Genomic DNA, 13,067 nt, shown 5'->3' with positions numbered 1-13,067 from the left:
CATGCGTGTCTCGTTCGCCAGCTCCCCCAGGCCGGGCCGTGAGAACGAAGACTTCGTCATCGCCAGCCCGGACGTCGCAGTCGTGCTCGACGGCGCGGGCATCCCGGATGGCTTGAGCATCGGATGTGTCCACGGGGTGCCATGGTTCGTCCAACAGCTCGGTACCGACCTGCACCGCCGGGCGATCGGGCAACGGACCAGCCTGACAGAGTGCTTGGCTGACGCGATCCGTCACGTCAGCCAGCTCCACGGCTCGACTTGCGACCTCGGCAACCCGATGACGCCAACGGCCACTGTGGCCATGGTGCGACTCCGTGGGCAGCGGATGGAGTGGCTAGCGCTCAGCGACTCGACCGTAGCAATCAAGAGGCTTCACGGGCTCCAGACCATCTCGGACCACCGTCTCTCCGACGTGACGACGAGCCAACTCGATGAAATGGCAGAGTCCTTGCGCGGAATGGAGTCCGAGGAGAGGCGCCGCCGGCTGGCGTACGCCCAGCGCGCCGCCATGAACACGACAGACGGCTACTGGGTGGCAGCTCATGACCCGAAGGCTGCCGAGGAAGCCCTAGTGGGCTCGACGCCACTCGCGGAGATCCACACCGCCGCACTGCTCACCGACGGGGCGGCGAGGCCAGTGGACGACTTCCACGCAATGACCTGGGGCGAAGCCATGCACCAGCTCGAATCTGAGGGTCCACAGAGTCTGATCAACCGCGCCCGAGCGATGGAGAACGCTGACCCTGAAGGGAAGCGGTGGCCACGCGGCAAGCGCCATGACGACGCGACAGCAGTCCTGTTGATGCCCTGACGCCGCTGCACAGTGAGCCTGTTGGTCGTGAGCCTGTTGGTCGGGTGAGTAGAAATCTTCAGTACGGGTTCAAGGCGGCTCGCTCCGCTCGCCGCGCGCGGCCCCCGGCTCCAGCGCCGGGCCCCGACGCTCCTGTCTCCGCCCCGCTCCGGGCCCCGGCTCCGCCGGCCGCGCAGCTAGAGCGAGCACACCTGATGCAGTGGACGGTAGCCCGCTGTGGCTGGGGCCGGTCGGCTCCACGGCTTTAGGCAGCCACCATGGGGCGAGCCTCCAAGATCGGGGCCCACATCGGGCTATTGCGGGCAGGTCCAGAGACTGCCCGAGTCGCGGAAAGCTTACGGGCCCCGATCTCTCGCCCCATGCCAGCTCCCGCCCAAAGCCGCTACACCGACCGCTGTCAGTGAGTGCCGGTATTCTGGAGGGTTCGACCCAACCCCTAGATCTAGTGGTCAACTTCGAGGGCACGCCCACAACTTGTGGTACCTATCCCCCACTTAGCCCTCCAAAGCGCTACGCTTCTCGACAGCGCGAAACGACCCCAGCTCAGAAGTACTGACACAGGGTCGGTACTTGCTCGAACTGGGGTCGTGGTGCATGCATAGTTGGGAGAGGAGTTGACCATGCAGTGTCCCTTCTGCGCGGCTCCCACCAGCGTGCTCGCGATCAGAGAAAGTGCTGACGGCTGCGCAATCAGGCGGCGCCGTCTGTGCTCGGGCTGCGAGCGGGTGTTCACGACCCTGGAAACAGCCACACTCCAGATCTGCCGCCCGAAGGGCGTCCTCACCCCCTTCTCGCGCCGTTCCGTGATCAGCAAGGTCCGCACCGCGGCAAAGGGGCAGTTCAGGGTGGAAGATGCCTCCGCCCGCCGGTCCAGGTCGAGGAAGCTCTCCCTGGGCGCGGTGCCCCCACGCCGTCTTCCCGCGCGCCGAAGCGCAGAACCTGACGTGAATGGCCATGCGCCGTTTCCGCTGGTATCTGCTTCGGGCCGGGGCTGATCTAGTGCTGTGATCCAACTCTGCTGACGTCTACGAAACAAGGAGCGCGATGCGCGGTCCGGCCCTTTAGCGCATCCACGCCTTCATGTGGCCGTTGATCCGCGATCTGTCCATCAACCTACTCAGTGGTGTACTCATCAGCCTGGCCGGCCTATCGGTACGGCGCCTTCACCGACGACACATCCAACGTCGGACAGACTCAACGACTGGCAACACCGCTTCCGAGTGACAACTACCGCCGAGTGTCTAACTGCGTGACAACCGCGGCGTACGTTCCCGAACAACGGCGGACATCTGCGTCCTGTCCACCCAGGTCAACGACGCACTAGCCACTATCCAGTCTGCTGCCCGAGTTGCTTCGGGACGAAGGGGTCCGTGCCCCATCCGTGCCCGATCGAGTGGGGAACCACGGCGAACCTCGGCGACGAGCGGACACCGCGCAGCACAACGGCCCCTGACCGAGTTACCTGGTCAGGGGCCGTTCATCTGCGGTGGGTGTGGGATTTGAACCCACGGTGACATTGCTGCCACGACGGTTTTCAAGATCGTCAAATGAGATTCCACTGGCGTCTCGTCCTACGCAGCTTTGTTTAGCCGAGCTTCCTTGAGTGGCCCGCTGCTCGCCTTGCAATTTAGCGGGTCTCCGCAACAGACGTTCCCAACCGTTGCTCGATTACGTCGGTCACATGATCCCCATACCTGCGCAGCAACGGTACAAAAATCTCCAAGTCTCTCATGTTGTGAAAAGAATACAGCATCACTGCTTCCACGCCGGAAGCCACTTCACCGTCAAGCCGATCAAGCCATCCCGGGCGCTCTCCAGGTTCGCGCAATGTGGGGCGATTACGTATCTTCTGACTCACATGGAAAAGGTTGCGCCAGAAAGATTTCTCAAATTCCAAAAAAATTGTACGCACTTGCTCGCCCTCGAATTGGCGAATGCGGGACTCGTCAGATTCGCCTATTTCCCTCACACTGACCAAGATGTCATCTCTATCGACGACTACATCACCAGGAAAATCTTCAAGCACCCTCAAGTATTCTGTATATGCCCCGCTGGTACGGACACCCGTGAGTTCTGTGAAGCGATCTAGATAAAACTCTGCCACAACGTCGGCATCAAAGGGGTACTCGTCCCTATAGGCCAGCCATATATAGTCATCGAAGTCCAGGATTGTCTGATATATGGCGAGCAGCCGCCCCACCACGTTGGACTTTATCGTGCGCTTGATTTGCTCTTGTTCACCGGCTAGGCGATTCGATTCCTGAGATAGCTTGCTGCTGATTCGAATGGCTTTAGCACTATAAACGGCTCCAATGATGGCCACTACGGTACTCGCAAAAGAGACTCCCAAGCTCACAACTTCCATGTTTGCTTCCCCTCTTCTGGAGCGACCGGCGCTCGATTGTTACCCGGGAAGCCGAGTTTCAGTCGCCCCCTGAGCGCCATCCGTGGATGTATGGCCTGCTCGGACGGTGAGCTGCCGAAGACTCTGGGCGTGCACAGTCGTGCCACATCGGACGGTCAGTCACGGTCAACCGCAGTTCGGGCGGGGCGATTCTCCATCGGCCAACCCGCCCTCCATGCACCCGGTGACCTGCACGTGGTGACATCCATGGCTGACATCAACGTAGGGGAACACCAGCGGTCCAGGGCGGTCAGACAGGACCATGCTCTTCTGGCGTGAAGTGCCTCCAGGCGACCCGCGCTCGAACTCCTAAAGCGGGTGTCGCAGGTTCGAATCCTGCCGGGGGCACACTGTCTGACCAGCGCGTTCGTCCTTCCGGGACGGGCGCGCTGTTCGTCGTAGCCATGGCATTAACCATGAATAGAGTCATGGCGAACACGACATCCAGACGACGTCAGCGCGGCAGTATCCGCCCCAATGGGGCCGGCTTCCAGGTCCGCGTCTACGCGGGACGTGACCCGCTCACGAAGAAGGACATCTACCTCCACGACCAGGCCGAGACGATGGCCGAAGCCGAGAAGATCCGCACCAGGCTTCTCCACCAGGTCGACGAGAAGCGGCACCCCAAGACGCAGGTGACGATGTCGTTCCTGTTCGACCGCTGGCTCGGGGTGGCCGAGCTGGAGGAGACCTCGCGGGAGCGGGCCGAGGGCATCGTCACTAACTACCTCAGGCCGACCTTCGGCGACCTGAAGGCCGGCAAGCTGACCGCGGAGATGCTGGAGCTCTTCTATGCCAGCCTTCGACAGTGCCGCGAGCAGTGCGACGGCAGGCGCAACGGGAAGACCGACCCCACGACGAAGAAGAAACACGTCTGCAGGGACCTCAAGCCGAACTCCATCCGCAAGATTCACTTCATCCTGCGGCCCGCACTCGACCGCGGCCTGCGATGGGGCTACGTGACGACGAACGTCGCCGCCCTCGCCGAACCCCCGTCTCAGCCGAGGCCGAACCCGGACCCGACCACTCCGGAGGAAGCAGCCCTTGTCCTCAACACGTCCTGGCAACGGGACCTGGACTGGGGGACGTTCCTGTTCATGACGATGGTGACCGGCTCACGCCGCGGGGAAATGTGCGCACTTCGCAGGTCGGACATCAACCTCGACCGCCTCGAACTCTCGTGAAGCACTCCCACAACGGCCGTCGTATCAAGGACACCAAGACGCACCAGCGCCGAAAGCAGGCCATCGACGTAATCACACGCGCCGTCCTGGTCGCCCACCGGACCCGCGCCGAGGAACGCTGCAAGTCACTCGGCGGCGAACTCGCACGTGACGCCTTCGTCTTCTCCGGCGAGCGTACCGGCCCTGCTCGTCGCCGGAGACGAGGCGCCCCTAGTCTCGACCCTGATCGTTTTCCTCGGGTTGCAACAGGCTGTAAGGAAGGTCCTTGCGACTGCCAGCAGTTCGGCCTCCGCTGCATCGCCGGGAACCCGTGCGAGCTCATCCGCAACGAAATCCTCTACGACGTAGAAGAGTTCGTTCACGACGGCGAAGTCTGCATCGGAGATGTCCCGCAGGCCGGGGAACTTCTCACTGAGCCTCGACTCAAAGGACAGCGCATCGATCCGCCCGGCGACGAAGATCTCGGCCAGGGCCGCACAGGGCGCGTGTGCTGCCGACGCTCCGCAGCCGATGAGCAGCCGCCTACCCCGACCCAGGCCACCTCGCCTCCGCCGCCGGCCTCGTGCCCGTCCCCAGGGACTCCGGACGACGCACTGGCAACCTCCACCGCCCCAAGCGCTACAGCCGACGCCTGCGCCGGGTCTTCTACCTGTCCGCCCAGACCAGCATCATCCGCGAAGGCCCCAACCGTGACTACTACTTGAAGAAGCGAGCCGAGGGCTGCAAACACGTCCAAGCCGTCATCGCCCTCGCCCGCCGACGCATCAACGTCCTCTGGGCCCTACTCCGAGACAGTCGCCGCTTCACCACAGCCCCACCGACGGCTCCCGCGGCAGCTTGACCGGGTCATTGAGTAATCCGATCTCCTGACGGCGACCCCCCAAAGGGGAGAAAATTGGCGGTGGTCGTCCGGCTGACGTCGCGGAGTCTTGGCGCCACCGGAGCCCGACATTGAGTAGGACGCTGAGGACCCCTCGTCAGGCACCCGGAAGTGTTGCTTCGAGCATGTGAATCAGATTCTTTTGCCTGCTCGGTCCCCGCCGGACGGCTGCTGCACAACAGCACACCGCATGAGCGCGAGGGGAGGACCGGGGCATGGACGTGGTCCACGAACGATGCGCCGGAATCGACATCGGCAAGGCGGACGTGAAGGTCTGCGTCCGCGTCCCGGGACCGGGCAAACGCCGCCGCAAGGAGATCCGTACGTTCTCCACCATGACCCGGGACCTGCTGGGGATGCGGGACTGGCTGCTCGCTGAACAGGTCACCGTGGTCGGCATGGAAGCGACCGGCTCGTACTGGAAGCCGGTGTTCTATCTGCTGGAGAACGACATCGAGTGCTGGCTTCTGAACGCCCGGCACATGAAGAACGTGCCTGGCCGCAAGACCGATGTCGCGGACTCCGAGTGGATCTGCAGGATGGTTGAACACGGCCTGGTGCGGCCCTCGTTCGTGCCGCCGCCGGCTATCCGGCAGCTGCGGGACCTGACCCGCTACCGCACCGAGGTCATCCGTGAACGCACCCGTGAGGCCCAGAGGCTGGAGAAGCTCCTGGAGGACTCGGGGATCAAGCTGTCCGCGGTCGTCTCGGACCTGCTGGGCAAGTCCGCCCGCGCGATGCTGGAGGCCCTGATCGCAGGAGAGCGCGACCCGCAGGTCCTCGCAGAGATGGCCCTCGCCAGCATGCGCGCCAAACGCCAGATTCTCACCCAGGCGCTGACCGGCCAGTTCACCGACCACCACGCCTTCCTCGCACGCACCATGCTCGCCCGGATCGATGCGATCAGGGCGACCGAAGCCCGGCTGAGCGAGGAGATTGTCCGCCAACTCGCGCCGTTTCGGCGCCAGATCGAGCTGCTGACCACCATTCCCGGCGTCAGCACCCGCTCGGCGGAGATGATCCTGGCCGAGATCGGCGCGGACATGGCCCGCTTCCCCTCGGCCGCGCACCTGGCCTCGTGGGCCGGGATGTGTCCGGGAAACTACGAGTCCGCCGGCAAGCACACCTCCGGCAAGTCCCGGCCCGGCGATCCGTGGCTGAAGAACGCGCTCGGACTCGCCGCCACCGCGGCCGCCCGCAGCAAGAACACCTACCTCGCGTCCCGCTACAAACGCATCGCGATCCGCCGCGGTAAGAAGCGCGCCCTGGTCGCTGTCGGCCACACGATCCTGACCTCGATCTGGCACATGCTCACCAACGACGCCGAGTACACCGACCTCGGAGCGGACTACTTCCTCCAGCGAACCGGCCGGACGCGACAGACACGGCGCCTGGTCAGCCAACTCAACATGCTCGGCTATCAAGTGTCCCTCCAATCAGCGGAACCGGCCTGAACTGCGGTGTCGGGGGATTTTCGAATCAGACTCCGCCGACCGCGCGAGCACATGCCAGGGAGTAGAAAGGGCCTTTACTGTCTTACCGGTCAATAACAGCCGTTGTGAAGGGTGTCGGACCCGCCGGCAGGTACTCCATTGGAGTCGCCACCGCGACAGCAGCACGAGCTCCGCGGCCGGAGTGGTCGCACTCACGCGGCACCGGGGCATCCGGGCCCACGGGTGGCCACATTGCCGCTGCGTGCACGCCGCCGTTGCGCCGATGGGTTGACGCTCTCGGGCATGTCCTCAAGCCGTTGCCACCGCAAACCGAGAATGCCGGAAGGACCGCACTGATTTACGGTGCCTCACTCGAATCGGTTTGCAAGGAGCACCCATGAGTCCTGAGCACAGAACGAAGTCGGCTCTCGGCCCTCTCCCGCGAAAGAGAGCTTGGTGCGTCGGCGGCACCACGGCATTGCTGACTCTCGTGCTGGTGGGGATGGCAGGTCCCGTAGGGGCAGCGGCCCAGGGCTTCGAACCGTCGCCTCGTCACGGCGCGGCAGCCCTGCCGGCTGGAGAAGAATGCGCGGCCAGGCCCGACAAGCCGCACGAGTGGCTGGAGAACATCACCCGCGGCGACAAGTGCCGCAAGGGAGCCACGGGTCCCACCGGTCCCGCCGGGCCGACGGGCGCAACGGGCGCAACGGGCTCGACCGGTCCCGCAGGGCCGACGGGCGCAACGGGTCCGACAGGGCCCGCGGGCGCCACCGGTGCTCCTGGTCTCACAGGGCTTGAGATTGTTTCTGTGCCCTTCTCGTGCGAACCGCAGCAGCTCTGTGGGGCGCAGGCAGTCTGTCCCCCAGGGAAGATTCTCACCGGCGGCGGTCTCTTCACTGAGCAGTGGAGCGGCGCTGCCCCCTACGTCGTGTCAAACGGGCCGGTGACAAGCACCCAATGGTTCGCGCAGGTCCAAAACCAATCTCCGCCGGAGTCGTTCGCGTCCGACCATTTCGTCCGGGCGATCTGCGCGGACGTGGACGGCTGAGGCGAGGGCCCCGGCACCAACCGGGACGGCGGACAGCCTCGCGCTGCGTGTCCCTCACCTCTGCTGCGTGCCCGATCAGTCGGGGGCGAGAGGGGAACCATGGGGAACCGGGTCCTACATCCCCTCCCGCGCAGGACAAGCCTGCCGGTTCAGCGGGCAGCAGGCGGTGTCCGTGGCGGCGTGGACGTTGACCGCGACCTGGCAGTTCGCCCGTTTGCCCACCGCCCCGCAGTACTGACGGGCCGCCCCCGGGCCGGGTGCCGCACTTGGGGAACGACACGTCGTCGATCACCCACACGTGCGGGTTGATCGCCGCGGTCACGCGTTCGGCGATCCGCCGCCGCACCGGCAGCGGATCCCACGGCGACTGGCTCACGAACCGCTGCAGGGCCTGCATGTTCCCGTCCGGGAGCCGCTCGGCCATCGGCTGGATCGACTTGCGCCGGCCATCGAGCATCAGGCCCCGCAGAAAACACCCGCCCCACCGGCGCTGATCCCGCGGAAGCGAGGCGAACACATCAGCAACGAACTCCGACAACTCACCCCGGAGCCGTCCACCTCCCCAAGCCTCACTCCTCCACCATGCCCCCGACCAGCCAAGATCGGCAGACCTCACGAAGCACTACTAGACGCGGTCCTGGAAGACGCAGCTCCACACGTGCGTGCCCGCGACGCTGCCGTCGACGCGCACCGCCTCCAGCGTGTAGAAGTGCGTGGTCCCCCGCGTGGCCGTGGTGTCCGTGTAGGCACGGGTGTCCGCCGGCAGCAGTCCGGCGTGCAGCGGCTCGTACGCCTTCGTGGCCGCGTTCCACCGGCTGACCCGGTAGCCCGCGACGGTGTCGCACTCAGCCGCCTTGTCGCAACGCCAGTTGATGGACGGCCCGTCCTCGTCGGGTCCGCCGATCACGGTGCCGTAGCCCATGCTGCCGAGGTCCCAGTCCCGGGTGACCGTCACGGACGGCCGGACGTCCAGCTCGGTGGCCTCGACGACCGTGACCTTCGGGTCGCTCGGGGGCAGCGCGTTGCCCCAGCGGTCCTTGGCGACGACCGCGTACACGTACGTCTCGCCGTCCGGCAGGTCGCCGCAGAGGGCCGCGAGCGGGTCGCTCGTGCCCTCCCGGCAGGAGGTGGAGCTGAGCCACTTGACCGTGCCGTCGGCCTGCCGGACGCCGGTCCAGGCCGCGTAGCGCTCGACGTCGTCCTCGGTCGAGGCCGCCCAGCTCACCAGCACGCCGTCGGCGCGCGGTGTGGCCTTCACTCCGGTGACCGGGCCGGGCGCGACGCGGTCGCCGGTGCGGACGACGAGCGGGGCGGACAGCGCCGACTCGTTGCCGGCCGGGTCCACCGCCGCGACCGCGTACGTCACGTACGTGCCCGCGGGCATGTCCAGGTCGTGGCAGATGCCGCCGGTGCTGGTCTCGTCGCTCTCCTCGGCGCAGGTCACGCGGGTGATCGCGGCCGGGTCGAGGGCCTTGCCGGGCGAGCGGTAGACGCGGTAGGTCCCGCCGTTGTCGAAGTCCTCGTAGAAGCCGTCGGGCTGCTTCCAGTACACGTCGGTGTAGCCGACGCGGACGACGGAGCCGAGGGAGGTCGGGGACTTCGGCGGCGTCCGGTCGACGCCGTCGCCGGTGACTGCGGCGTACGCGGACGGGTTGCCGAGCGCGTCGAGGGCGCGGACCCGGTAGTACCGGGCGGTGTTCACGGGTGCGTCGGTGCGGTACGACGTGGCGGTCGTCGTGCCCAGCAGCTCGAACGGGCCGGTGGCCGCGGAGGCGGCGTACACCTCGTACTTCGCGGCGTCGGCAACCCCCTGCCAGGCCAGGGTGGCCCACCACGCGTCGCCGGCGACCGTGAGACCAGTCGGCGCCGCCGGGCCCGTGCGGTCCACGGTCGCAGCGGTGGCGTCGAGGCTGCCGGCGGACTCACGGCCCGCCTTGTCGACGGCGCGGACCTCGTACAGGAAGGTCTGGCCCGTGGCGGGCGTCGCGTCCACGAAGGACGGGGAGGTGAGCAGCGACGAGCCGCCGACCTTCGCCCACTGGGTGGTGCTCAGCCGGCGGTACACGCGGTAACCGGCCAGGTCCATCTCCTTGTTCGCGGCCCAGCGCAGGGTGGTCTTCGTGGTGTCCCGGTTGTACGCGGCAGTGAGGCCGGTCGGGGCGAGCGGCTTGACCGTGTCGACGGCGGCCTCGGTGCGCGGGGCGTACGTGAACCCGGCGTGGGCGAAGCCGGTCCAGGCAACGTGGTCCACGCGGATCGTGTGCTTGCCGGCCGGGATGGTCAGGTCGACGGTCTTGCGAGCGGTGGTGGAGACGTTCTTCCACAGGTCGATCTTCCGCACGCCGTCGACGTAGACGCGCATGCCGTCCTGCGTGGCCGCGGAGAGCCGGAACGGGCCGCCGGAGCCGAAGTCCCGGGTGAGGGACCAGCGGACGGAGAAGTTGTCCTTGGGCAGCGTGACGCCGGCCGGGTCGCCGTACCCGTAGTTCTCGCCGATGGCGGAGTCGCAGGCGGTCAGCTTCGGCGTGCCGCTGAAGGTGGAGTTGCCGAAGTACTGCGCCTTCCAGACGGGAGAGGTGCAGGTGACGGCCGCGGAGGCCGGGGCGGCGGTGATCAGGCCGCCGGTGGCGGCGAGGGCGGCCGTCACGGCCAGCGCGGTCAGCCGGGTACGAGTCATCACAGAGAGTGGGGCCCCTTCCGGACCAATGGGAAACAGGTGAAACAGGTGACGCCTGTGTGACCCATGAGGCGATGGCAGGGTTGCCCCGCCCTCTCACCTTTTTCACGGACGTTCGCCACGCGTCGGCCGTACCGGTGGACGTCAGCCGTAGCGGCGCGGCGTCCAGGTGATAGTCCGGCCGCCGCCCCGCTCGACGGCCCGCGTCTGCGAGGAGCCGATCAGCAGCAGGGTGCGCATGTTCCCGTCCGGCGACGTTCTCTCGGTGGCCTCCTCGTGGTGCTGGCCGCGCCCACGCCCGCACCTGCGGCCAGAGCGGTGCGCACCACCTCGATCCGCTGCTGCGAGCGTTCGCTGCCTGGTTGTGTACCGGCGGTTTGGCGCAGCAACAGGGCAGCGGTCGCCCACACCGCGGCCAGTACAGCCGCGGATGCGAGCACTACCCACCACCAGCGGATACCGCCAAGACCGGGAAGTGAGGGCTGTTCGGGGTTGGTTCGTTGGCTTGACGTGGGACCGGAGCCCGGCGCGAACCGTGAGTGTCGAGGCCACGGTTCGAGGGCCCGTTGTCTGTTCAGTGTGCCACCGCCGACGTGGTTGGGGACCGGTCTCGGGTGTGTGGATGCCCGGTCATTTAGGGGTGTTGACGCACTGCGGCTCAGACGTCGGGCTTGAGCCCGGTCAGCCTGAGGTCAGGGCCGCAGGCCGCGGGCACCGCGGAGGGTGCCAATGCCGGTGGGCCGTCGTAGCCGGGGACGGCGGTGCAGAGGTAGGTGCCGCCGCAGGAGCCGTTGGAGCCTTCGGTGATGTCCCAGAACTTCCGTGGGTTCGCGTAGGGGTAGGAGTTGGGGCGGTCGTTCGGGCCCGGGTCACCTGCGAGGGCGTAGATGCCCGCGATCAGCGGCGAGGACACGCTGGTGCCGCCGACCACCAGCCATCCGGTCTGGCCGCTTGAAGTGGGGGCGTGGTGTAGATGGCCAGGCCGGTTGCCGGGTCGCTAGAGCGTGGAGACGTCGGCGAGGGTGCGCCTGGGCCAGAGGGGGTCGGTTTGGAACGGCGGTTTGGGCTGGAATGGGGCGCAGCCGGATCCGCCCTGGGCCCACGCGGTCTCGTACCAGCGATAACGCTTCCTCTGGGGCCCGGGATTGGTCTGTGCACCCGGTCGAGTCGAGTGCCCCCGGCGGCGGTGACGTACTGGGAGGCGGCGGGCCAAAGGGTTTGCAACCAATGTCGCCGGAACCTGCGACGAACGCGATGCCAGGGAAGTTGAAGAAGGTCTGGTCGAGGATCGGCTGAACGGGGTTCTCGCTGTCACCCCAGCTCATGCTGATGAACTTCGCGCCCTGGATGCGGATCACGGCGCCGAGCTGCGGTGTGTGATGATGCACGGATCATGACCGGCCCTGGGGAGGGACCGGGTGCGTGAGAAGGGACGGGAGCCCATCGTGGGCAAGGGCGGGGTGTCCATACCGGACGAGGAGTGGGAGCGCTTCCTGCGGGAGGCCGAGGCCGGGACACAGGGTGCGCCCGAGGAGCCGTCGGCGCGGGCCCGGATGGTGGCGCGGAGGCTGCGGGAGGAGACCGGCCGGCCAGAGGGGTGGCGGGCGCACCAGCCGGCCCGGCGACGGCGGGGTAAGGGCTGGTACGCGGTCGGTCTGCTTGTTGCGGTCGGCTTGCTGGTCGTGGCACTGGATCCGGGGCGGGTGGCTGGATGGTTCGGAGGCGGAGGCGGTGAGAGTGCACCGCTCGCCTCGGAGTCGGAACGTCCGGATCAGCCGCCGGCGACCGAGTCGGCAGACCAACTGCCCACAGTGAAGCAGCCGTTCAAGGGGTCGCCCGCGGCGCGGTGGGGCGACGGGACGGCAGGGATCGGTATGCCTGCGGCACGGGCGACCGGCTGGATGAGCAAGGAGCAGGTCGGGCAGGCACTCGATCGGACCCGGGACTTCCTTGCCGCGTCCAGTCTGGATCCTGGTGTGCTGCGCGGGGAGCGGCCGAGAAAGGCGATCGCGTTGATCAATCCGCATCAGCAGGATGTCCAGGACTACCTGGCGACCGCGTTCCGCGCTCCCAGTCGGGAGAACGATCCTCTGCTGCTGTTCAGCCGGTTCGCGAAAACGAAGGTGCGACCTCTCGGGAACGTGGTCAAGACACGAGGACGGATCACGTACCGGGAAGGTGAGCGCGGTGCGGTCGAGGTGACCACCGACGTCACGTACGTCTATCCGGTCGTACGCGCTGCAGCGGGAGGCGACGAAGTCGCGCGCACCATCGTGCGCCGTGAGGTCGTGATGAGCTGGGACAACCCGGCGAAGGTGGTCGTCAGGCCGGGGATGTTCTCCCTCGTCTCCTACAAGGTGGACACCACCAACGGCGGCTGCGACACCTTCACCGGCTACCTCACCCCCGAGTTCGGCTCGGAGCGCGCTGCCAGGGGCCCGGGAGACGGCCCCGAGGTCGACCCGTACGACCGGAGCACGTCGATGGACGCGCGCATGAGGGAGGCCGGCGATGCAGGGTGCGGGACCGCCACACGGTCGTGAGCGGCAGTGGCTCGGACGATCGGCGAACTGATCCTCCGGGCTCGGTTCACGTCCTTTGAGCATCCCGACGCGAGAACCGGCTCTCCT

The 13,067-nt window shown here is 66.8% G+C and carries 9 protein-coding genes, 1 tRNA gene and 2 pseudogenes; 7 read left to right on the top strand and 5 right to left on the bottom strand.

Annotated features, from left to right (window positions below; genetic code table 11):
- Position 1 precedes the first annotated feature (1 nt).
- Both ACFYWI_RS12820 and ACFYWI_RS12815 read left to right on the top strand, forming a co-directional pair.
- Positions 2-811: a protein phosphatase 2C domain-containing protein gene (locus ACFYWI_RS12820; protein WP_389229708.1), complete on the top strand. Its 810-nt coding sequence runs from the start codon at positions 2-4 to the stop codon at positions 809-811.
- Between the two features lie 620 nt (positions 812-1,431).
- Complete coding sequence (locus ACFYWI_RS12815; RefSeq protein ID WP_389230078.1) at positions 1,432-1,806, top strand: hypothetical protein; 375 nt, start codon at positions 1,432-1,434, stop codon at positions 1,804-1,806.
- Between the two features lie 632 nt (positions 1,807-2,438).
- On the opposite strand, the gene ACFYWI_RS12810 is transcribed toward ACFYWI_RS12815, so the two are convergent.
- Positions 2,439-3,176 carry a hypothetical protein gene (locus tag ACFYWI_RS12810; protein ID WP_389229705.1) on the bottom strand — a complete coding sequence of 246 codons (738 nt, stop codon included), beginning with the start codon at positions 3,174-3,176 and terminating at the stop codon, positions 2,439-2,441.
- A gap of 321 nt (positions 3,177-3,497) precedes the next feature.
- Between ACFYWI_RS12810 and ACFYWI_RS12805 the strand changes: the two genes are divergently transcribed.
- Together ACFYWI_RS12805 and ACFYWI_RS12800 are read left to right on the top strand one after the other, a co-directional pair.
- Positions 3,498-3,563 (top strand) — tRNA-Ser (locus tag ACFYWI_RS12805).
- 80 nt (positions 3,564-3,643) lie between these two features.
- The gene (locus ACFYWI_RS12800; RefSeq protein ID WP_389229702.1) at positions 3,644-4,399 is read left to right on the top strand and encodes a hypothetical protein; all 756 of its coding nucleotides are present in this window, start codon (positions 3,644-3,646) and stop codon (positions 4,397-4,399) included.
- A 125-nt stretch (positions 4,400-4,524) separates the two neighbouring features.
- On the opposite strand, the gene ACFYWI_RS12795 is transcribed toward ACFYWI_RS12800, so the two are convergent.
- Positions 4,525-4,761 (bottom strand): hypothetical protein, encoded by a 237-nt coding sequence (locus ACFYWI_RS12795; protein ID WP_389229698.1) that lies wholly within the window; start codon positions 4,759-4,761, stop codon positions 4,525-4,527.
- A 155-nt stretch (positions 4,762-4,916) separates the two neighbouring features.
- On the opposite strand from ACFYWI_RS12795, the pseudogene ACFYWI_RS12790 reads away from it, so the two are divergent.
- Positions 4,917-5,240, top strand: a pseudogene (locus ACFYWI_RS12790) (transposase); the annotation flags it as partial.
- A 254-nt stretch (positions 5,241-5,494) separates the two neighbouring features.
- Positions 5,495-6,733 (top strand): IS110 family transposase, encoded by a 1,239-nt coding sequence (locus ACFYWI_RS12785; protein ID WP_389229695.1) that lies wholly within the window; start codon positions 5,495-5,497, stop codon positions 6,731-6,733.
- Positions 6,734-7,910: 1,177 nt separating this feature from the next.
- On the opposite strand, the pseudogene ACFYWI_RS12780 reads toward ACFYWI_RS12785, so the two are convergent.
- From ACFYWI_RS12780 to ACFYWI_RS12770, 3 genes and pseudogenes are all read right to left on the bottom strand, one after another.
- Positions 7,911-8,298, bottom strand: a pseudogene (locus ACFYWI_RS12780) (transposase); the annotation flags it as partial.
- A gap of 87 nt (positions 8,299-8,385) precedes the next feature.
- The gene (locus tag ACFYWI_RS12775) at positions 8,386-10,437 is read right to left on the bottom strand and encodes a PA14 domain-containing protein (protein ID WP_389229691.1); all 2,052 of its coding nucleotides are present in this window, start codon (positions 10,435-10,437) and stop codon (positions 8,386-8,388) included.
- 658 nt (positions 10,438-11,095) lie between these two features.
- On the bottom strand, positions 11,096-11,368 hold the full coding sequence (locus tag ACFYWI_RS12770) for a hypothetical protein (protein ID WP_389229688.1): 273 nt from the start codon (positions 11,366-11,368) through the stop codon (positions 11,096-11,098).
- Between the two features lie 514 nt (positions 11,369-11,882).
- On the opposite strand from ACFYWI_RS12770, the gene ACFYWI_RS12765 reads away from it, so the two are divergent.
- Positions 11,883-12,980 (top strand): hypothetical protein, encoded by a 1,098-nt coding sequence (locus ACFYWI_RS12765; RefSeq protein WP_389230075.1) that lies wholly within the window; start codon positions 11,883-11,885, stop codon positions 12,978-12,980.
- The last annotated feature ends 87 nt before the right edge of the window (positions 12,981-13,067 follow it).

The organism is Streptomyces sp. NPDC002889, assembly GCF_042888425.1.
Classification (GTDB): Bacteria; Actinomycetota; Actinomycetes; order Streptomycetales; family Streptomycetaceae; genus Streptomyces.
This window is presented reverse-complemented; position numbering and strand designations above follow the sequence as displayed.